This window comes from Flavobacteriales bacterium, from assembly GCA_016779935.1.
In the GTDB taxonomy this organism is placed as follows: Bacteria; Bacteroidota; Bacteroidia; order Flavobacteriales; family UBA7312.
The window spans coordinates 1-22,493 of sequence record JADHMQ010000012.1; the positions used below are offsets into that span (position 1 = coordinate 1).

The 22,493-nt window shown below is 34.7% G+C and carries 18 protein-coding genes; 8 read left to right on the top strand and 10 right to left on the bottom strand.

All coding sequences use genetic code 11. From position 1 onward, the window contains the following. Positions 1-328 precede the first annotated feature (328 nt). From ISP73_06555 to ISP73_06570, 4 genes are all read left to right on the top strand, one after another. A complete protein-coding gene (locus ISP73_06555) occupies positions 329-556 on the top strand; it encodes a c-type cytochrome (GenBank protein MBL6658243.1) in 228 nt (75 codons plus the stop codon). 976 nt (positions 557-1,532) lie between these two features. Then, positions 1,533-3,653: a ribonuclease R gene (rnr, locus tag ISP73_06560; protein MBL6658244.1), complete on the top strand. Its 2,121-nt coding sequence runs from the start codon at positions 1,533-1,535 to the stop codon at positions 3,651-3,653. Between the two features lie 444 nt (positions 3,654-4,097). After that, the gene (gene rpiB, locus ISP73_06565; protein ID MBL6658245.1) at positions 4,098-4,532 is read left to right on the top strand and encodes a ribose 5-phosphate isomerase B; all 435 of its coding nucleotides are present in this window, start codon (positions 4,098-4,100) and stop codon (positions 4,530-4,532) included. A 10-nt stretch (positions 4,533-4,542) separates the two neighbouring features. After that, on the top strand, positions 4,543-5,556 hold the full coding sequence (locus ISP73_06570) for a M28 family peptidase (protein ID MBL6658246.1): 1,014 nt from the start codon (positions 4,543-4,545) through the stop codon (positions 5,554-5,556). Here ISP73_06570 and ISP73_06575 read toward each other — a convergent pair. From ISP73_06575 to ISP73_06620, 10 genes are all read right to left on the bottom strand, one after another. Beyond that, on the bottom strand, positions 5,553-6,725 hold the full coding sequence (locus ISP73_06575) for a hypothetical protein (protein ID MBL6658247.1): 1,173 nt from the start codon (positions 6,723-6,725) through the stop codon (positions 5,553-5,555). The two genes, ISP73_06570 and ISP73_06575, sit on opposite strands and share 4 nt — an antisense overlap. After that, positions 6,712-8,907 carry a T9SS type A sorting domain-containing protein gene (locus ISP73_06580; GenBank protein ID MBL6658248.1) on the bottom strand — a complete coding sequence of 732 codons (2,196 nt, stop codon included), beginning with the start codon at positions 8,905-8,907 and terminating at the stop codon, positions 6,712-6,714. The genes ISP73_06575 and ISP73_06580 overlap by 14 nt, the downstream gene beginning before the upstream one ends. 87 nt (positions 8,908-8,994) lie before the next feature. Continuing rightward, positions 8,995-9,774: a hypothetical protein gene (locus ISP73_06585; protein ID MBL6658249.1), complete on the bottom strand. Its 780-nt coding sequence runs from the start codon at positions 9,772-9,774 to the stop codon at positions 8,995-8,997. A gap of 13 nt (positions 9,775-9,787) precedes the next feature. Next, the gene (locus ISP73_06590) at positions 9,788-10,627 is read right to left on the bottom strand and encodes a hypothetical protein (GenBank protein MBL6658250.1); all 840 of its coding nucleotides are present in this window, start codon (positions 10,625-10,627) and stop codon (positions 9,788-9,790) included. Between the two features lie 23 nt (positions 10,628-10,650). After that, positions 10,651-11,037: a cytochrome c gene (locus ISP73_06595; protein ID MBL6658251.1), complete on the bottom strand. Its 387-nt coding sequence runs from the start codon at positions 11,035-11,037 to the stop codon at positions 10,651-10,653. Between the two features lie 36 nt (positions 11,038-11,073). Then, positions 11,074-12,618, bottom strand: coding sequence for an aldehyde dehydrogenase family protein (locus tag ISP73_06600; protein ID MBL6658252.1), 1,545 nt, complete (start codon positions 12,616-12,618; stop codon positions 11,074-11,076). Between the two features lie 19 nt (positions 12,619-12,637). Continuing rightward, positions 12,638-13,963, bottom strand: a complete 1,326-nt coding sequence (rseP, locus tag ISP73_06605) for an RIP metalloprotease RseP (protein ID MBL6658253.1) — start codon at positions 13,961-13,963, stop codon at positions 12,638-12,640. Further along, entirely contained in the window at positions 13,964-15,124 is a 1,161-nt protein-coding gene (locus tag ISP73_06610; GenBank protein MBL6658254.1) for a 1-deoxy-D-xylulose-5-phosphate reductoisomerase, read from the bottom strand. It lies immediately after the preceding gene. Further along, entirely contained in the window at positions 15,117-16,616 is a 1,500-nt protein-coding gene (locus ISP73_06615) for a GH3 auxin-responsive promoter family protein (protein ID MBL6658255.1), read from the bottom strand. The genes ISP73_06610 and ISP73_06615 overlap by 8 nt, the downstream gene beginning before the upstream one ends. Before the next feature lie 4 nt (positions 16,617-16,620). Further along, complete coding sequence (locus tag ISP73_06620; protein MBL6658256.1) at positions 16,621-17,487, bottom strand: M23 family metallopeptidase; 867 nt, start codon at positions 17,485-17,487, stop codon at positions 16,621-16,623. A 78-nt stretch (positions 17,488-17,565) separates the two neighbouring features. On the opposite strand from ISP73_06620, the gene ISP73_06625 reads away from it, so the two are divergent. From ISP73_06625 to atpB, 4 genes are all read left to right on the top strand, one after another. Continuing rightward, positions 17,566-20,163, top strand: coding sequence for a tetratricopeptide repeat protein (locus ISP73_06625; GenBank protein MBL6658257.1), 2,598 nt, complete (start codon positions 17,566-17,568; stop codon positions 20,161-20,163). 73 nt (positions 20,164-20,236) lie between these two features. Further along, a complete protein-coding gene (locus tag ISP73_06630; GenBank protein ID MBL6658258.1) occupies positions 20,237-20,629 on the top strand; it encodes a polymer-forming cytoskeletal protein in 393 nt (130 codons plus the stop codon). After that, on the top strand, positions 20,592-20,828 hold the full coding sequence (locus tag ISP73_06635; GenBank protein ID MBL6658259.1) for an AtpZ/AtpI family protein: 237 nt from the start codon (positions 20,592-20,594) through the stop codon (positions 20,826-20,828). The genes ISP73_06630 and ISP73_06635 overlap by 38 nt, the downstream gene beginning before the upstream one ends. A gap of 498 nt (positions 20,829-21,326) precedes the next feature. Then, entirely contained in the window at positions 21,327-22,493 is a 1,167-nt protein-coding gene (gene atpB, locus ISP73_06640; GenBank protein ID MBL6658260.1) for a F0F1 ATP synthase subunit A, read from the top strand.

A 22,493-nucleotide genomic window follows, 5' to 3' on the forward strand; every position in this document is an offset into this window, starting at 1 on the left:
CCCGCAAGAGTTACTTGAAAATATAGGAAAATACGGACTCAATTGAGAGAGGTGATAGTTTCAACCCTCAATAAAATGGGTTCAGTTATGGTCCTGAAAATCCTGTTAATCAGAGGGTCCTTGGTTCGAGCCCAAGAGGAGGAGCAAAAGATAAAGCATCTACGAAAGTAGGTGCTTTTTTTGCTTTTAGCCATATCTCTTCAAAACCAAGCTCATTAATAAAGCTCATTTATCTTGTTACTAAAAGTATGAGCCAAATCATTTTTTATCCATCAAACTGTCACGATACTTGTAACGAGAAAAATGTATAGTAATAAAACGGTTGTTCATGAAAAAATTTGGTTCACCTTGGTTTACGGTAGTTTTTATGTTCTCTTCCCTGCTTTTTGTAAAAGGTCAAGATGGAGAGGTTATTTACAAACAAAACTGTACTGCATGTCACAAATTCGGACAAAAGCTAATTGGTCCTGATTTAACTGGGGTCAATGAAAAAAGAAGTGAGGGTTTTACAAGTTCATTGCCTGTTACTACTATTGAAATTATTGGTTTTTTATAAACCTCTACTTCTGTAACTCCTAAAGCTGAAAGAAAACCTATAGCTGCAGCATTTAGAGTTGTTCCTTTTTGTAATGCTCTTTGTTCTTTTTCTATTTGTTCACCAATTGGTCTTATATTCTGTTTTGGCTTTGGTAATGAATCAATTATAATTTTATTTCCATTAACACTTACATTTTCTTGCATTACAACAGCTATGGTCTTGCGTGGTATCATTGCTCCAGTAAAAATTCTAAAACACTCTCCATTTTGAAGTGTATGGTTGTGACTATCTCCTGTTTTTATTTCTCCAACTATGTTGAGCTCTGTGTGTTCTTCCGATTCTGAGAAATTAAGAGCATAACCATCCATAGCGGATTGGTTAAAGGATGGTAGGTTTATGGTACTGTAAATGTCCTGAGCTAAAGTATAACCTAAAGCCTTATTAATATCACACTTCGTTTTATTAAGAAAAGAGGTGTTGTTAATAATTATATTTTTTGCTTCTTCAATGGATGTCATAAATAAGTTTTTAAAGAATAGTTGGCTTTAAGGTATTTGGTTTTTAATTCTCTTTTTGGTCTTTTGTTTTACTCTTTCTAAGAAGTTTGTCTACACCAATCCAAATAAAAATTATTGGCCAGTACACTCGTATTAATTCTCCTATTGAAACTTGAATTAAATTGAGGTTGTTAGCTTAAAATAATAAGCCTAAGAGAATAAATAAAATACCGATACTTTTTCCTTTTTCCATAGTTTTCTGTTTTTATAAAATCCCTTTTTTGAATAGTCCTTGCTTGGGTTTTTTGTGTTTTTTCTTTAGTTGAGTTTTAGTAAAAAAACTTTCTTTCTTCTTTATTTTACTATCGGGTGTACATCCAACAGAGGTACAATTATACTGGCTTTTACACGATGTTAATATTACTATTAACAATAAATATTTAAAAGCTCTTTTCATGTCATACAAATTAAGTACAATAAATTCATACTTTCGTGAAATGCCAAAAAAAAAGAAAAGAAGGAAAGTAACTAAGCATAGTTTACAGTCTCAAACTTTGAATATTCTTAGAAAGAATCCTAAAAATTCTTTTAACTACAAACAGATTTCTAAACAATTAGGGTTAGGCGATGAATCCTCCAAATTATTGATACAAGTTGTGCTTAAAGAACTTGAAGAAAATGAAAAGATTATTTCTGTTAATAGAGGAAAATATAAATTAAAATCACAGTCTTCAGTAGTTGAAGGTATTGTAGATATTACAGCTTCTGGAAATGCATATGTGGCTATTGAAAATTTAAACGATGATATTTTTGTACACGGAAAATATCTTCCAAATATAGTTAGTGGAGATAGGGTAGAAGTTTTTGTTTTTTCTTCTTTTAACTCGAGACGATCAGAGGGTGAAATAATAGGAATTATCGAACGAAATACCCATCAATTTGTGGGTAAATTAGAAATATCTAAAAATTTTGCTTTCGTTAATATTAAAAATCCTAAAATACATTTTGATATTTATATAAATTCAAAAGAAATTACAAACCACAACTTAAAAAATGGTCAATTAGTGGTTTGTAATATTGATGATTGGGGCGATAAGCGAAACAATCCAAGTGGTACCATAAAAGAGGTGTTGGGTTATCCTGGAGAGCATCATGCCGAAATATATTCTATACTGGCAGAACATAATATTGATAAAACTTTTGATAAAAGTATAGAAGAAAAAGCTAAAAGTATTTCTCAAACTATTACAAAAGAAGAAATAAAAAATAGAAGAGATTTTAGATCTATCACTACATTTACTATAGACCCTTTTGATGCAAAAGATTTTGATGATGCCTTATCAATTCAAAAATTAGAAAATGGTAACTACGAAATTGGAATACATATAGCTGATGTTAGTCATTATGTATTAGAAAATGATAGTATTGATAAAGAAGCTCAAGAAAGAGCAACATCCGTATATCTTGTGGATAGAGTTATTCCTATGCTTCCAGAAATATTATCAAATAATTTATGTTCTCTCAGACCTAATGAGGAAAAATTATGTTTTTCTGCAGTTTTTGAAATAAGTATTGAAGGAAAAATTAAAAATGAATGGTTTGGTAAAACAGTTATACTATCTGATAGAAGATTTAACTATGAAGAGGCTCAGGAACGTATAGAAACTAAAGAAGGTGACTATTCTTCAGAGTTGTTAATATTAAACAACATAGCCAAACTATTTAGAAAAGAGAGAAAAAATAAAGGAGCTATATCATTCCATAAAGTAGAAACAAAATTTAAATTAGATGATGATAAAAATCCTATCTCTCTATTTATTAAAGAAAGTAAAGATGCTCATAAATTGATAGAAGAATTTATGCTTTTAGCTAACCGAAAAGTAGCTGAATTTATAGGTAAAAAATCACTTCCATTTGTTTATAGAATACACGATACTCCTAACCCAGAAAAATTAGAAACACTTAGTTTTTTCCTTAAGAGCTTTGGATATAAATTACAAACCGAAAACAAAAATAGCATTGCACAATCCATGAATAAAATACTTATGGATGTAAAAGGAAAAGATGAAGCCAGTATGATAGAAACTTTAACTATTAGAACAATGGCTAAAGCTATATATTCTACAGAAAATATTGGTCATTACGGATTAGCTTTTAATCATTATACCCATTTTACTTCACCAATTAGACGTTATCCAGATATATTGATTCATAGATTACTTTATCATTATCTAAATAATAACAGTAGAGTGGATAAAGAACGCATAGAAAAATTATGTAAACACTCTTCAGAAATGGAAATTATAGCTTCCAAAGCAGAACGTGATTCTATTAAGTATATGCAAACTGTATATATATCAAAGTTTGTTGGTGAAAAATTAGATGGTATAATATCTGGTGTAACAGACTTTGGAATTTTTGTAGAGGTCAGTAATACTAACTGTGAAGGATTAATACGACTAAAAGATATTCAAAGCGACTTTTACACTTACGATGAACAAAACTATTGCATAAAAGGTAATCAAACCAACACAGTTTATAGAATAGGAGATAAAGTAAATGTTAAAATAAGAAAAGTAAATATTGAGAAAAGAGAAATCAATCTTATATTATTATAATATATTTTATTAATTTAATTGTATATAATTATATATATAGTCTGTTAGTTTAGTTAACAATATTTTTGATAAAAATTTTACTTTCTACATTATTAATACTTTATAACAATCAATTAACAAAATAAATAGTTTATATAATTAATAATCAAATCTTTACAAAGATATTAACACGTAATATATTTTACAATTAACAAAATTTATTTGATAAAAATAGTTGATTAAAAAGCAAAATTTTTGTTAAAAACACTGACATAAAATATTCATATATTTAATAACAAATAGTTGCATAGATAATTGATTTACATAACAGAAAATAATAATTAAAAAGTCAATTAAAACTTATTAAAGTTTTTAACTCATTTTAACAAAAAATCAATTTTGTTTGTTAATTAAATATCTGTTATAGAAATTAGTATTTAAATATTATAAACATACCAATGATTTATGGATAAAAAAATAGGAATAGCATGTGATCATGCAGGTTTTGAATACAAAGAAAAGCTAGTTAAATTATTAGAAAATAAAGGATATTCAGTTACAGATTACGGCTGTTTTAATGAAGAAAGTGTAGATTATCCAGACTATGCTCACAGTCTAGCAAAATCACTAGAAAATAATGAAAATACAATAGGTATTCAATTTTGTGGTAGTGGAAATGGAATAAATATGAGTGCTAATAAACACCAAGCTATTCGCTCAGCTTTATGTTGGGAAACCGAAATAGCAGAACTTGCCCGCTTACATAATGATGCTAATGTATGTACTATGCCCGCTCGATTTATATCATATCAAAAAGCAGTAGAAATTGTTGAAGTATTTTTATCCACTGAATTCGAAGGCGGAAGACACCAAAGAAGAGTAGATAAAATAAGCTGTTAAATAAAAACAAATGAAAAAACTATTACTATTATTATTACCTATTAGTCTATTTGCTCAAACACCTACACTATTAAATGATTCTTCAAAGCTCAATTATGCTAATAGTATAACTGTAGAAGATTTAAAGGATTATTTATACGTCTTAGCTAGTGACTCTATGAAAGGTAGAGAAACCGGAACTATTGGACAAAGAAAAGCTGCAAACTATATTGCTGATTTTTTTAAAGAAATAGGAATACCTCCTTATAGATACAATACATACTTTCAAAAATTTAAAGTTAGGATTGTCAAGCGTTATGGAAAATGGAAAAAATCTTCTAATAAAAAGTACTTAAAGGGAGAAAATATAATAGGCTTTATAGAAGGAAGCGACTTAAAAGATGAAATAGTGGTTATTACTGCTCATTATGATCATTTAGGCATAAAAGAAGATTCACTTATTTATAACGGTGCAGATGATAATGGTTCAGGAACAAGTTCCATTATGGAAATAGCTCAAGCATTTATGTTGGCAAAAAAAGAAGGAAAAGGACCTAGAAGAAGTGTGTTAATAATGCCCGTTTCAGGAGAAGAGAAAGGCTTATTAGGATCAAAATACTATGCAGACAACCCAATTTATCCATTAGAAAATACCATAGCAAATTTAAATGTTGATATGATAGGCAGGATAGATGATTATCATGATAATGCAAACTATGTTTATTTAATAGGTTCAGATAGATTAAGCACTGAATTACATCAAATTAGTGAGGAAGTCAACCAAAAATACATCAATCTAGAATTAGATTATAAGTTTAATGAGGAAGATGATCCAAACAGATATTATTACCGTTCAGACCATTATAATTTTGCTAAAAATAATATTCCAGTCATTTTTTATTTTAATGGAGTACACGCTGATTATCACAAAGCTTCAGACACTGTAGAGAAAATAAATTTTGAAAAGATTGAGAAAATATCTAGGTATATATTCCTAACGGCTTGGGAGTTAGCCAATAGAGATGAACGACCAAAACTAGATTAAGGTTTTAGAATTAGAGAGCGTTCGTTATCTATAGAAGCTACATAAAAGCCTTTTGAAAAACCATCAAAAGAAAGCTTACTACAGCTGTCTTTACTTAACAGTTTTTTACCATCTATTGAAAAAATAATAATACTTGAAGGCTTTTCAGTTCTTAAAATAGTTCCATCGAAAGAAAATACAGATTTTATTTTATAATTATCTACGCTGGAAGTTTCGCCCCAATAAACTAAGCCGCCTTCTGTTCCTATCCAAAAACCCTCATTTTCTTTTCTAATACACAGAACACCATTATTAATTAAACCGCTGTTAGATGTATTATAAATGGTTGTGTTTTGAACACCATTTTCATAGTTTAAACTAAACATTCCAGCCTCATTAGTCCCTATATAATATAAACCATCATCTTCAATTATACAGTTTAAACTATTACTTGGCCAGCTTTCAAAAAAACCAGTGTTAAAGACTATAAATGAGCCTGTATTCAAATGAGTAATTAAGCCGCCATATGGAGCTGTAATCCATACATTTTCATCAGAAACCAATAAATCTGTGGCACTATTATCAACCAATCCATTACTACCGTTATACCATGAAATACTGTCGTTATAATAATAAGCCAACCCCCCATTTACAGTACCAATACACAGCGAATCACCCTTCATTTCTAAACACCTTACATTAATGAATGTTGGCTCTAAAGAAGAAGAATCTAAAACAAGACTAATCGTTTCATCATCAAGCTTATAAAGTCCATCAATAGTGCCTATATAAGCTATATTATCACTATTGAATACAATTGCATTTATATGTCCAGGCAAGATGCTTTTATCAGGGGTTATTGTATACCAATCATTCCCATCAAAAACAGCAATACCGTTTAATGTGCCAACATATAAAACCCCATTATTATCTAATGTAAGCGAGCGAACTTGAGGATTGGGTAAGTGTTCAGAATAATCTATCCAAGTAGAATTATCATATGTATATAATCCCCAGCTCGTACCAATCCACTTTACCCCATCAACAATCAAAATATCATTGATTTGATTATCAACCAGAATAGTATTTTCGGTAGTATAGCTTATCCAATTATCTTGTGCAAAAAGAGCCCCTAAGGGCCCTAATTGAAATAAAATTACCGATATGAGGGCTATTCTATTGTAAAACAATTTTTTCAAATGTTTTTTGATTATTAATTTCTAAACAAACGGTGTATATACCTTTTGGTAGCAACGACCAATCGTATGTATTATTAAACGAACTAGTAGTACCAATAGTTTCACTGTACATAACTTGACCAAGCGAATTGGTTAACGATAACGCTATAAAGCTTTCTTTTTCTAAAGAAGCCGTTACATAAATAAGACCCTCTGTTGGATTAGGATATACAGCCATTTCTATAAGAAGCTCATCTATTGAGCTACAATCTTCAACGATAATTGGCACAGGAACAACCCCGCAATCAACAGTGTCAGCACTAACTACCCAATCATACAAATAGTAGTAGTAAGTGGTGTAATCGTCACCACCGGAATCGTCAAGACCATTTCCATAATAAACCGCCTTATTGATAGAGGCTTTGCCGTCTAAAACATAAGGATAAGATAAGTTGCCGTTTGTGCCAGTTCTTTTAAGCAGAGGGTTTTGACCACCCACATTATTTTCGTTTACAGAAGCGTCAGTTCCTAATAAATAATCGTTTCCTTGAGGAACATTGAAGTTCAACATTATTGTTTGTGGCTCATCATCAGCAAAACCAACAAATTCGGTGTGCTCAGCGATTACATTACCATCAGAGTTCATAAGAATAAACGATCTCTCAGCGGGTTCGTTGGTGTAAACATTTACACTAAAAAGAGTGAAATCATTAATAGCATCAAAAGATAAAAACCCAATAGAATTTTCACCCCCGCTATAGTTAGAATCGCCATTATGCTCTTCTGGGCCTACCTTATTGTCTATAAAGCTGTTTGACACATAATAAGTAGTACTCACATCCAGATTTGGGGTAGAGTAAGAATTACCACCACCAACGGCATTCATATTTTCATCATACCATGTTACAGAGTAGTCGGATTCAATAGAAAGTTCAGCAGGGTTGTTTTTACATATAATTACCTCATCAACTACAGGAGCATCAATTCCGCTTAATGTTATATTTCTTGTCGCCGGACATTCCGAATCAGGCGTGTTAACAGTAACAGAGTACGTACCTAGGCTATTTACTGTAATAATTTCATCTGATGAGCCGTTTGACCACAATACAGTAGCGTTTTCAGGAGCTTCTATAGATAAACTAATTTCATCGCCTTCACAAACCAAACCTTCAATAGAAGAAGTAATGTTTGGAACGTTAGGTGTTTCGGTTTGCATCGTTAATGTAATTGGAAACCAAGTATAGTTGTTGTCAAGATTAGCCTCAACCATTACCTGAGGAACCTCTAATACCACCGCATATTCGCCATTACATGTGCCTAGAGGAATATTTAAAAACATTCCATCTAAATAAGAACCATAAGTATCATTGTATCCTGAAGATATTCCTTGTTCAACCGGACTACAGCCGTACGAACCCCCACCAAGACCGTAGTTTGGAAAATCATCTTCACTTAATAAGTTACCCTCATTATAAACACTTTCATCGTCTCTACAACCAGCGTTTTCACTACTGCAGTTACCCAAGTCCATTACACAAAAACCAACCTTAGCCCCATCACCAATAGTTTCCCATTCTAATGGATTATCCATATTATTTGGATCTGGAATTCTTAAAGTCATTATTGTCCACTCATCAAAGTGCATATGGCCGTGTGTTGGGTGATATTCCATGGTTCCCACCATCTCTTCGTAAAAGCTCATAGACCCGTCAGAATTCTTATGATAAATTCTTTGCCATGAAATATGTTTAGGGTTTGTGCCGTCAGGACATACATCCGTAGAAATTTGCCATTCAGGGTCATACACAGTAAAAGTATCCGCCACACCATCATTATAGCACACCATATGGCGGTAACCATATTGGTCAGCACCCCTTAGCGTTAAAGGACCAACACCAATATTTGGTGTTCTTGCAGAAATACGAATTCTTCCCATTTCTTGTACTTCGGGGGTAATCTCAAACCAATTTTCAGGATAGTTTATTTCACCATTTTGTAAACCTTCACCAGGAGCATATTCCTGAGAGCCGTTTATACCTGTTTGCCAGCAAACTGTAATATCAGGCAAAAGATCGCAATCGTTTTGATCTGAATCAGCACATTCACAATCAATCGCATTGTCTACCGTACACTGTGCGTTAGCGACAGCATAAGAAAATAAACCAAGGATAAAAAAGATACCGAATTTCTTCATAAATAAAGGTTGTTTAGGTTTTAGTGGGAACAAAAATAGCAAAATTCTTGCAATGGAACTAATGTGTACGTATACGAGTCTTAGATATTAATTGTTCTGTGCCCCTTGAGCAATCCATAATAGGATGGTTTCAATTTCGAAAGGAGTGAGTTCCGAGTTAGGCGGCATAGCGTATTCAACATTGTCGTTTGTAATTAGCCTGTATAGATAGCTTTCTTCAGCTTGAACTGTATTGATGTACGTTACGCCACCATCGTTATTACTCACACCATTGATAAGCTCACTATAAGCCAAACTAGAAGGGACAAGTAGCATTTGACCCCCATCATCGTTATGACAAGGCATACATCTACCCTCTCCATTGTTGTAAAAAATAGGCTCGTAAATATCGTTTTTAAAACTAACCATTGGAGCTTCCGCATTAATGTCCAAAAGCTGATAATAATCCCTGTACTCTCTTAGGTATTCACCATTAAGTATAGAGGTTTCTAAAACTAACAGAGAATCTTCTTTTACTACAACCCTATGTTTTAAGGTGTCAACATCATATAAATACAAGCTATCCGTATCAAAAGAAAAAGTGCCAGCTGTAGAACCAAGGCTCGCACTACCTTTGTTTTCTTCTAAAAAAGTAAGTTCAAAAGAGTTTGTTTCATAAGTTAGGGTAAGAGTATCAGGGGAAGCAATACCATAGGCTGTTACTTGTCTATTAAGCTTAATACCTCCTTGATAAAGGGTATACACTAGAGAATCTTTTTTCCAATACTCAATCGGGTAAACAATAGGGGTTATATCTATTATTCTATCTTTTGTGCAAGACAGAAAAAAGAACGTTAAAACCAGAAGAAACAAGCTATATTTTCTCATAAATTATTAGTTTCTAAAACCACCAAACACGCCTAATGTTAAAACCTAAAACAAAATCATTAGGGGAATTTAAAAAATCATACGGTTCTTCAGTGTAAATGTTCGCTTCTCTCAAGTAATAGCTATTACTCATAAAAACCTGAAAAACGTGACCGGCAGTACCAAACTCAAAACCCAAAGAAAACGGGTTATTCAAGGTTGACTCTGAACGGTTGTTAAGTTTGTGTGCATATTCGAACAGAATAGCACTACCAAATGAATATTGGTATCGTCCGCTAAATGGTAAGACAAATGTAAAGTGATCCTCATCTACACCGAGCACAAGGTTTTTGTAGATAAATGTTGGACTAAGTTGAAGCGATATTCTTTCGCTAAACTTTTTTGATAAAATGAGTTCAGTTGTATATGTAATTCGGTGTGCAAACTTACTTTTATAAGGGCTAAGACTATCACCAAAAAAGGCATTAGGCCCATAGTTTTTGTCTTCCTCAGTGTTTATGCCAGTATTATTAAATAAAGCAATACTTAACGGGTTTGAGTTGTCGCTAGTTTGTTTTAGAAGAATGTATTTACCTTCTACATCAATAGTTTTTCCAATTTTTGTTCTTCCAACCCCAACATAGGCTCTATCGTTTAGTTTGTAAGAAAGCGAAAAACGAACATTTGCCGGACTATCAAAACCTAAAAAATCCTTATAAATTCTATCGTCAAGTCCAATTTTACCAAAACGGTGCATGATAGTAAAATCAAAACCTTCGGGTATTACAGCCGTTTGGGCATTTATAAGTTGTTTGTTTTTAAAAGCATTGACGTACTCTTTCTCTTGAGCGTTTAAGCCAAGAAAACAAACCATCAAACATAAAAGTGTGATACACCTCATTTTTCTGCTTTTAATGTTCTAATATAATTGATGAGTTGCCAACGCTTCTCTTTATCTAACGAATGCTTGTAAGGAACCATCATCCCTTTGCCGTTTGACAGTTTCCAGAACAACTCTCCGTCTGTTTGGTTTTGCACGCCCTTATCAGAAAAACTCTTAGGTTTTGGGTTTAAGCCTGCGCCCGCAGGACCATCGCCTAATCCACCTTTACCATGACACGTCCAGCACAATTTAGAGTATAATGCTTGACCTTTTTGTGTGGCAATATTATTTCCTTCGTAAGGGTTAAGCACTTCCTTAGCTTCGGCTGGAGCCACCCAAACTTCTTGAGCATAGCTAACGTTTACGATTAAAAATAGAACAAGCAAAGCAAAGACTCTCATAAGAAAAGGTTAAAGTGCAAAGATACGACCTAAATACTATAAATCGAATTTAATTCCTTGAGCAAGAGGAAGTTCATCCGAATAATTTATAGTATTAGTTTGTCTACGCATATATATTTTCCATGCATCAGAGCCAGATTCTCTACCGCCTCCAGTTTCTTTTTCTCCACCAAAAGCACCGCCAATTTCCGCTCCGGACGTACCAATATTTACATTAGCAATACCGCAGTCAGAACCAGCATATGACAAGAATTTTTCAGCATCTTTAATGGTTGAGGTCATAATTGATGATGACAAACCTTGTGGAACATCGTTTTGTATTTCAATTGCATTTTCAACATCACCCTTGTATTTTATAAGGTATAATATAGGCGCAAATGTTTCGTGTTGAACAATTTCAAAACTGTTTTTTGCCTCTACAATAGCAGGTTTAACGTAACAACCGCTTTCATATTCGTTGCCTTTTAAGACCTCGCCTTCAACCAAGACTTTACCACCCTCTTTAATAGCGTGTTCAAGCGCGGACAAATACATGTTTACAGCATCCTTATCAATTAACGGACCAACGTGATTATTTTCATCTAAGGGGTTACCAATTTTAATCTGTTCGTAAGCACCCACAACAGCGTCTTTGACTTTATCATATACGGATTCATGAATAATCAAACGACGCGTTGATGTGCATCTTTGACCACACGTTCCAACAGCACCAAATACAGCGCCAGGAACAACAATTTTAAGGTCAGCAGTTGGCGTAATTATTATTGCGTTGTTTCCGCCAAGCTCTAAGAGTGATTTTCCAAATCGCTCTGCTACTCTAGACCCTACAATTTTACCCATTCTAGAAGAGCCTGTTGCAGAAACAAGAGGTATACGTTTGTCTGAGGTCATCATTTCACCAACCTTATTGTCTCCAGTAACGATACACGAAATACCCTCTGGTAAATCATTTTTTTCTAGCACTTCGGCTATTAAATTTTGACAAGCTACCGAGCAAAGCGGGGTTTTTTCAGACCCTTTCCACACGCAAACATCTCCACATATCCAGGCTAAAGCCGTATTCCAACACCATACCGCAACAGGAAAGTTAAATGCAGAAATTATACCAACAACCCCAAGCGGGTGATATTGTTCGTACATTCTGTGGTTTGGACGTTCTGAATGCATTGTAAGGCCATGAAGCTGTCGTGAAAGACCAACAGCAAAGTCACAAATGTCAATCATCTCTTGAACCTCACCCAACCCCTCTTGATAGGATTTTCCCATTTCGAAAGAAACCAGCTTTCCCAAAGCCTCTTTATGTTCTCTTAATTTATCTCCAAATTGACGAACTATTTCACCTCTTTTTGGGGCAGGAATAGTTCTCCAATACTTAAAGGCAGATGTGGCAGACGCCATTACCCTTTCATAATCGCTTTCTGAAGTGCATTTCACACTCCCGATAAGCTCACCAGTAACGGGTGAATAAGATTTAATCACATCACCATTTGAAAAGCAGTTTTTTCCAGTTGAGCTTCCCTCATTAATCTCGTTTAATCCTAACTCTTTTAAAGCCTTAGTTATTCCAAAAGTATCGTTCATAAATTTGTTTGTCAATTAGTTATGATAAAAGTTTAAAAATATCGTTTCCGTTAGCGTAGAGAACAAGCCCAAGCAATAAAATAATACCTACCGTTTGAGCATATTCCATTACCTTTTCATTTGGTTGGCGACCTGTTAACACTTCGTACAGAAGGAAAACTACATGACCACCGTCTAATGCGGGTATTGGAAGTAAATTAAGTACGGCCAACATAATAGATAAAAAAGCCGTTAGACTCCAAAAACGCTGCCAATCCCATACAGAAGGGAAAATATTTCCTATAGAAATAAAACCCCCTACAGATTCTGGAGATTGTTTTATTAACTTAAACTGTTTTAAGTAATTAGCGATTTCATCTCCTGTTTTTGTTAGTGCAGCCGGAATTACACTTATAGCGTTATATTGCTCTTTCTCAAGCTCGTAAAGGGCGGAAAAAGGCCTTAATTGAACCCCCATTACTCCCTCCTCAAGAAAAACGTTAAATGAAACTTCTTCTCCACCTCTGTCCACCACAATAGTGGCGCTATCACCTTTTAAAGTTGGGGTGTATTGCATTACATCTCCAGCATAACCCATATTCTCATTATTAATTCTAAGGATTTTATCCCCAACCTCAGCGCCAGCCAATTGCATTACTGATGTTTCTGAAAAACCATCAATGATGAAAGGGATGTTTGGTGTAAATAATTTTGTTTTTGCCAATACTAAGCTTTTAACCTCTTCGGTAAAAGGAACATCTACTTTAACGCCCCCTCTAGTTACGGTAACCAATTTAGCATCATCTAGTATTAATCGTTCAATAACCTCTGGATGAAGAGCACCGCTTTCGCTTGCAAATCGATTTACAAGCATATTGTCAATGGAGTAAATCATATCTCCCTCTTGAAAACCAGCCGCTAAAGCTAAAGAGTCGCAATGAATTCCGTATGTAGCTTTTTCGCTTGGCAAGTATTTTTCACCCCAAATAACCAAACTAAAAGAATATATAACGAAAGCTAAAATGACATTTACAGTAACACCGCCAAGCATAATAATAAGCCTTTGCCAAGCAGGCTTAGAACGAAACTCCCATGGCTGTGGTTCTTTTTTCATTTGCTCCTTGTCCATTGATTCATCAATCATACCAGAGATTTTCACATAGCCACCAAGGGGTAACCAGCCGACACCATATTCGGTACCGCCAACTTTCTTTTTAAACAAAGAAAACCAGGGGTCAAAAAACAAGTAAAACTTCTCTACTCTTGTTTTAAATAGTTTTGCAGGAATAAAGTGACCTAACTCATGTAAAATCACAAGGATTGATAAACTCAAAAGAAGTTGACCAGCTTTTACTAGTATTTCCATTTATTTTATTAATTCATTAGCAAACATTCGACTTTGCTCGTTTGTTGACACAAAATCATCGTATGTAGGAGTGGCCACAAAAGTACTCTTTTCCATACAATTTTCTATGACATCTGACATTTCTAAAAAACCAATTTTGTCTTTCAAGAAGGCATCTACCACAACTTCGTTAGCGGCATTTAAAATACAAGCCATATTACCTCCTTTTGCCATTGCCTTATAAGCTAAAGATAAGTTTCTAAAGGTTTCAACATCAGGCTTTTCAAAAGTCAAACTCGGGTACTCCATGAAATCGAAACGCGGGAAGCTTGATTTTATTCTTTGTGGGTAACCCAAAGCGTATTGAATGGGCAACTTCATGTCTGGCAGACCCATTTGTGCTTTCATAGAGCCGTCTTCAAACTGCACTATTGAGTGAATTATAGATTGGGGGTGAACAACAACATCAATTTGCTCTTCTTTTAGTCCAAACAGCCATTTTGCTTCAATTACTTCTAACCCTTTATTCATTAAACTAGCAGAGTCAACAGTTATTTTTGCTCCCATTTCCCAGTTTGGATGTTTCAAGGCTTGCTGTTTGCTCACTCTAGTGAGCCTATCTTTTTCCCATCCTCTAAACGGACCGCCAGAAGCGGTGAGATATATTTTTTCAATAGGGTTGTGAAATTCACCTACTAAACATTGAAATATGGCAGAGTGCTCAGAGTCTACAGGATAAATATTTACCCCATTTTCTTTAGCCAAAGCGGTTATTAAAGAGCCAGCAACGACTAAGGTTTCTTTGTTGGCAAGCGCAATGTTTTTCTTAGCTTTTATGGCGTTAATGGTTGGCTTCAAGCCAGAATAACCTACTAATGCTGTTAGAACAACATCTATTGTTTCCATTTCAACAACTTGAGATAAAGATTCAACACCAGCATAAACTTTTATCTTTGCAGACGCCAACGCGTCTTTAACCTCATCATACTTATGCTCATTGGCAATTACCACTGCGTTTGGCTTATATTTTAAAGCTTGTTGAATGAGTAGCTCACTATTAGAATTAGCGGTAAGAACCTCAACTTCAAATAAATGCTGATTAGCTTCGATTACATCAAGCGCTTGTGTTCCAATTGAGCCGGTTGAGCCTAATATCGCCACGTGTTTTTTTGTTTTATCCATTTTTAAAATCGGTTAAACCGTCTGCAAGTTTACGATTATTTGACAAACGAGGGGGTTTGTTTTGACCACCCAATTTACCAATAGATTTCATGTAGTTATAAAATCCACCTTCACATATTTTGCTTATAAATAAAGGCCTTAAGACATTACCCCTGACTAAGTCGCTATAGTAGCTGTTCTGTGAGCACATAAAATCGTCAAGGTTTTTACTGAAACTCTCCATGTCTTTTGGCTCTGATTTAAACTCTATAAACCACTCATGATAAGGCAACCCTTCTTCAGGGTTCACTTGAGGGGCAACATGAAACTCATTTATTATTGTTTCAGGGTGCATCTCTAATGTTTGCTGAACCGCTTTTTCAACCTCTTTTCCTATAACGTGTTCACCAAAAGCTGAGGTGAAGTGTTTGATACGCCCACTTACAACTATTCTGTACGGCTTTTTAGAAACAAATTGTACTGTATCACCAATATTATAACCCCAAAGACCCGCGTTCGTATTTAATATAACCACATAATCCTTTCCAAGCTTAACCTCTTTTAAGGATATTCGCCTTCTGTTTTCTTCAAAAAACTGACTTGCCTCAATGAACTCAAAAAAGATACCGTGGTTAACACATAAAAGCAAACCCTCTTCTTTTTGACTGTCTTGATAAGCGATAAACCCCTCAGATGATGGGTACGTTTCAACACTTGGCAGCTGTTTGCCAACCAACTCCAAGAACTTGCTTTTGTAGGGGTCGAAATTAACGCCGCCAAACACAAACAAAGAAAATTTAGGAAAGACCTCAGAAATAGTCCTGCCAGTTTTTTTATGAATCCTTTCGAAATACATTTGAACCCAGGGAGGTATACCACTAATTAAACTCATTGGTTGCTCAATAGTTTCATCTACAATACCATCTATTTTTTTCTCCCAATCCTCAACACAGTTGGTTTTAAACGACGGTAGATTATTGAGTTTCAAGTACCACGGCATGTGATGTGCCACAATTCCAGAGAGCCTACCTGTTGGTATTCCACTAATATAATCTAAGTGCGGGCTTCCTTGAATAAAGATCGTTTTACCCTCTAAAAAGGAGGCGTCTTTCGTTTCCTTGATGTAGCATAACAAGGCTTCTCTTGCCCCCTTTAAATGATAAGGCATAGATGATTTGGAAATGGGTATATATTTTGTACCTGAGGTTGTTCCAGATGTTTTTGTGAAATAAAGCGGTTTACCACTCCATAAGACGTTTTTTTCTCCATCAAGAACCCTATTTATATAGGGTTTTAGTGCTTCATAATCCCTTATAGGCACCTGATTTTTGAAGTCATTATAAGAGTTTATTTTATCAAAAGAATGGTCTATTCCAAAGCGAGTGTTCTTGGCTGATTTTAAGAGCGAACGCAGTATTTTTTCTTGATGTTCAACGGGGTTTTCAATCCATTTTTTATTCCTTTTACTAACCCATTTTGCATAAGGAAGACTTAAAAAAGAAAGAATGCTCATACTATTAAAAAAGAATGTAATTTTCTGGATTTACGGCTTGGTTGTTGTGCCACAACTCAAAGTGAAGGTGAGGGCCGCTTGACCACTTTCCTGAGTTTCCAATAATAGCTATTGACTCGCCAACCTCAACCATTTCCCCTTGTTGTTTTAATAATGCTGAATTATGCTTATATACGGAAACGAAATTATTGGCGTGTTGAATAGCAATGACGTTTCCAGTCTCTGAGGTCCAAGAGGAAAAAACAACTATTCCGCTCAAAGTGCTTTTTATTAATTCATTTTCTTTAGAAACCACATCAACACCATAGTGTTCTTCATCAGCGTTAAATGACTGGGTAACCAAGCCATCTACAGGCTTAAAAAACAAAAGTTTTTCAACGGATAAGTTTTCTGTGTTTTCAGAACTAAAGAAATTAAAACGATCTTCAGATTCAATTCGTTCCCTCAACAAAGAGTCTTCATACACTCTACCTACCGCCCCATCGTTTTGAACGCTTATTTTTTCAGGAATATAAAACGTGCTTGTGTCAACAGGAACACCCTCAATTATATTTCTAATGTTTTGTAAGTAGCGCCCCCTACTGTCAAGTTCTGATTTTAAGGAGTCGGACAACTGATTAAGAGACACCATTTGACGCCTAATATTTGTACTAGTATAACCAGGAATATATTCTCGTAACGGGCTAAACGCTATTATTAAGGTTGTACCGCCAATTAGCAAGGTTATGGAAACACAAGTCAATAAAAAAACGTTTAACCGTGACATATTAAATGATAAACGCTCTTCAAAGGTTTCGCTATTTAAAATAACGAAACGGTATTTAAAGCGCCACTTTTTCCAAAACGATTGTTTTTTATTTCCAATTGACATAATCGCTGCAAATATCCTAAATTTTTAACTTACATCACTTAAATACTATTATTCAGAAAATTAAAATAATTTTGCCGATTGAAAGTTATTGCAATAATGTTTAACAAAGGTGTTCATTCTGTTCGATTAATTGTGCTGGTGTTTTTGCTAGTACTGCTGGGCTCATGCAAAACCACCAAAAACACCTTTCTCAATAGAAACTTTCACAATACCACAACAAGATACAATTGGTATTTTAACGCTAATGAAAGTTACAAATCGGGGGTTAAAAAATTACAAGAGCAAAACAAGGACGACTTCAATCAACTGCTAAGTGTGTATCCGTTAGGCACTAAAAAAGAAGCCCAAAGCGTATCGCCACAGATGGATAAAGCACTAAAAAAGTGTGCCACAGCCATTAATAAGCACTCGATGTTAATCAAGGGAAAAGAATATAACCGTTGGATTGACAACTCCTATCTGCTTATTGGAAAATCGTATTTCTATAAGCGGGAATACATCAAAGCAGTTGAAGCTTTTCGTTTAGTAAGCCGTCAATTTCTAGGTGATATTACCTCTTATGAAGCCTTTATTTGGCTCATCAACACCTACGTTGAAATGAAGGACTACGGTTCAGCAGACTTAGTTATCGAAAACGTTTTAATGGACGAAACATTTCCTCAAGAGCTTAGCCAACAACTTTCGCTAGCTCTTGCCCATTACCATATTGCCATTGAGGATTATGATTTAGCCATTGAGGAGTTGAACACTGCTGTTTCTTTGACAAAAAAGAAAAGAGAAAAATCTAGATACCTATATATTTTAGCTCAACTGTATTCCATGCAGGATAACTACAGCTTTGCAACAGACTACCTCACCAAGGTTATTCGTACCAGTCCCGATTATGAAATGGTCTTTAACGCAAAAATTAATAGAGCGCGTTCTTTCGACACATCTACAGGGGGGTCGGATGTCATTATTGCCGAACTTCAAAAAATGCTGAAGGACGACAAAAACAAAGAGTTTTTAGACGTTATTTATTTTGGTTTGGCGGAACTTAGTAGTCGACAGAACAAGCTTAATGAAGCCATCCCCCTTTACAAACTGTCTGTTTCAGCAAGTGTAAAAAACGATGCTCAAAAAGCCCTTTCAAGTGTAACCTTAGCAGATATTTATTACGACAAGCAAAACTACCGACCAGCTCAAGCGTATTACGATACAACTGTAGCCTTCATGAACACAAACCACCAAAGCTTTAAAAATGCTCAACAAAAACAACTAACTCTAACTGAGCTTATTTCAAATCTAGACATCATTTCAAATCAAGATAGCCTTCAACGTGTAGCACTTATGCCGGAAAAAGAAAGGCTAGCCTTTATTGATGATTTGATAAAAAAAATTGAGGAGGAAGAACGTCAAGAAAAAGAGTTAGAAAATCAAAGACGCTCTGAAAATAGTTTCTTTACAGACCGTTCACAAACATTAAACAAGTTTAACACCAATCAAAATCGAGGTGGAGGTTGGTATTTTGATAATCCAAACACATTAAGTTTTGGTTTTTCTGAATTTAAAAGAAAGTGGGGGAAAAGAAAATTAGAAGATAATTGGCGACGTTCAAACAAGAAAACATTAAGTGTTGAAGAGGCTTTGGCAGATACAATAGACGAAGATGTTTTTGACCCTAAAAATAGAGATTCATACGTCAAAAACCTTCCGTTAACCATAGAGGCTATAAAAGAGTCAAACAATATGATTATTGAGGCGTATTTTGACGCTGGGGTTATCTACAAAGAGCAATTAGAAGACATTCCACAAGCGATTAAAACCTTCGAAACGCTCAACGATAGATTTCCTTACAGTGAAAACAGAGTAATGGTTTTGTATTTCTTACATCGCCTTCACGATGAAAAAGGAAATATTGACTTTGCTGATGATTATAGAGACATGCTTGTTAAAGAGTTTCCAAATAGCGACTACGCAAAACTAGTTATGGACGCTTCTTATATGGAAGAGTTGTCAGAAGCGAACTCTAGTCTTCAATCACAATATGAACAGGCGTTTAATTTATACAATCGTTCAAAATATAAAGAGTGTTCCGCCATATGTAAGCGCGTTAATACCAAGAACCCAAACAACCTGTTGTATCCAAACTTTGACTTTTTAAACACACAGGCAAGCGCACACAAATCCAATAAAACCACATACATGGCGAAGTTGGAGCAAATCATTAAAAAGTATCCAAAACACAGTGTTGCAGAGTCTGCTAAACAAATATTATCTCTACTCAAATTGGAGGCTGAATCTGAAGAGACGCCATCTTTAATGGGCGACAGCCCGTATGTGGTAAAGCCTGAAGCAGCACATTATTTTATCTTGCTTTTTAATGACTATGACCTTGAGTTAAGCATTGCTAAATCAACACTATCGGATTATCATTCTGAGTATTATAGGCTAAGCAGACTAAACATTAGCAGCCTATTGTTTAAAGAGCACACCCACCTTATAACAATTAGAGAATTTAGCAATCAAGCAAAAGCAATGGAATATTTTCAAGCCTTCCAAACTGGAGATGTTCGTGGAGTGTTTGGCGGCGACTATACGGCATTTGTAATAGCAGGACCAAATTTCCCCTATTTTTTCAAGAATAAAGACATAGAAGGATACACCGAAATGTTTAAGGAGAATTACAAAAACTAATCTAGATTAGTTTTTATATATTTGTTGAACCAAAAACAAATTCAAAATGTTTTCAAATAATAAAGACAAAAGCATGGCAAAACAATTAGACAACACAGGAGTAGTTAACTTAATCGGAGTAGGAACAACTATTGACGGAGAAGTAACATCTTCTGGCGACATTCGAGTTGACGGTAGACTGTCTGGCTCAATTAATACTAAAGGAAAAGTTGTAATAGGTTCAACTGGAATTGTTGAGGGTAATGTTATTGCCTCAAATGCTGATATTTCTGGAGAGTTAAAAGGAGCAATCTCTGTTGCCGAATTATTATCTCTTAAATCTACAGCTAAACTAGATGGAGATATTGTCACTAACAAATTAGCCATAGAGCCAGGGGCAGCCTTCACGGGTTCTTGTAGCATGGGTGCAGTAATTAAAGATATTAGCCATGCCGGAAAACAAGAAAAACAAGAGAAAACAGCCTAACCGACTACTTACTCTAACTATGGTTGCCACCCAAATGGGTGTCACCATTTTTTTAGGAGCCTCACTCGGAAAATATCTAGACCAAAGGTATTCTACACCAAAACCGTGGTTTACTATATCTTTAACCCTATTTTCTTTGCTCGTTTCCCTATATTCAGTCCTCAAGCAAGTCAATAAGTTAAATGATGACGAGCATTAAGTTTATTATCAACTTTAGTTGGAGCTTAGCATTGGCGCTTGCTGTTACCTTTGCCCTACAAGCCTTCGTTTACCATCAATTAGAGCTTATCTTGTATTTTAACGCTCTTCTATTCTCCAATATATTTAACTTTTTTATGGCGATGTTTGCTGTGATTTTGATATACCAACTTCGTCATTCTCACACCCAAAGTTTGGGATATATATTTTTACTTTCAACTCTATTCAAATTTTTAGGTTTTTATTTATTGCTTTACCCTCTATTGAGCGAATTCTATTCTGAAGCTAATAAGTTAAGTGGTTTTATGTTGTTTTTCATCTCATACGTAGTGGCTTTAATAATGGAAGTTCGGTGTTTATTAAAGCTTTTAAACAGCTTTTAAATCGAAGATTTTACCCTCCAAAAAAAAGACGAAAATTATTTCTCAATTTTATTTTTAGAATAAACATTAATATTTAGTTTTGCAGCGAACTCTTTAACAGCAATTTGTTGCCTACAATGAGAAGAAAATTAAGTTTAATAGCCTTACTTTTTACACTTTCAATTGGAAGTGTAGCATTTGCTCACGACGACCACTCTCATGCAGGCGAGCATTCTGAGGCTCACACAAAAAAGGACACTCCTGAAAAAGTAAAAAGCTTTATCAAGCACCACCTAAAAGACGCCCATTATTTCGAGCTCTTTCATGGTGCAAAAATGCCCCTACCAATTATCATATGGGATGAGGGTATTAAAGTCTTTTCGTCAGGCGACTTTAAGAAAGTTGAAGTGAAAGAGATAAGTGCTGCCGATTCAACGATTACCTTTGAAAAACTTAATGCAACCGATTCTGTCGACAAAGACGCTAAAGATTATCTGTACGAGTCTGTAAATTCAGAATACTCCATATTTCATGGAAAAATTTTAGCAGCTAAACATGCTGACATTCAACTTAAACGTAACAAAGAGGGCAAGAAAAAGCTAATCAGCCATTCTGCTCTAATTGACTTTTCCGTTACAAAAACCGTCTTAATGACGTTTTTAATTTGTGTTTTGTTGTTCTTGGCCTTTAGAGGTTTGTCAAGCTCTTACAGAAAAGGACCGATTCCAAGCGGTTTTGGTAGACTACTAGAGCCTTTGGTTTTATTTATTAGAGATGACATTGCTATTCCTAACATTGGAGAAAAGCACTATAAAAAATACATGAGCTATTTACTAACCGTATTCTTTTTCATATGGTTTGTAAATCTAGCGGGAATGACTCCTCTAGGAATTAATATAACAGGTAATATAGCCATCACGCTTTCATTGGCTTTGATTACTTATTTGATTACACAATTTACAGCTAACAAAAACTATTGGGGACACATCTTTTGGATGCCAGGCGTGCCTGTACCCATGAAGTTTGTTCTAATGCCAATAGAGCTTTTAGGAACTATTATTAAGCCTTTCTCACTAATGATTCGTTTGTATGCAAACATTACAGCGGGTCACGTGGTGTTGATGTCTCTTATTGGTTTAGTATTTTTTGCTTCTAATCTATTTTCATTTGGAGCGTTTTTTGGATTAACATTATTCTTAGGGGTAATAGAACTGCTTGTAGCATTTTTACAAGCATACATATTTACGATGCTAACGGCTTTATATTTTGGAGCTGCAGTAGAAGAGCATCACGATGAACATTAA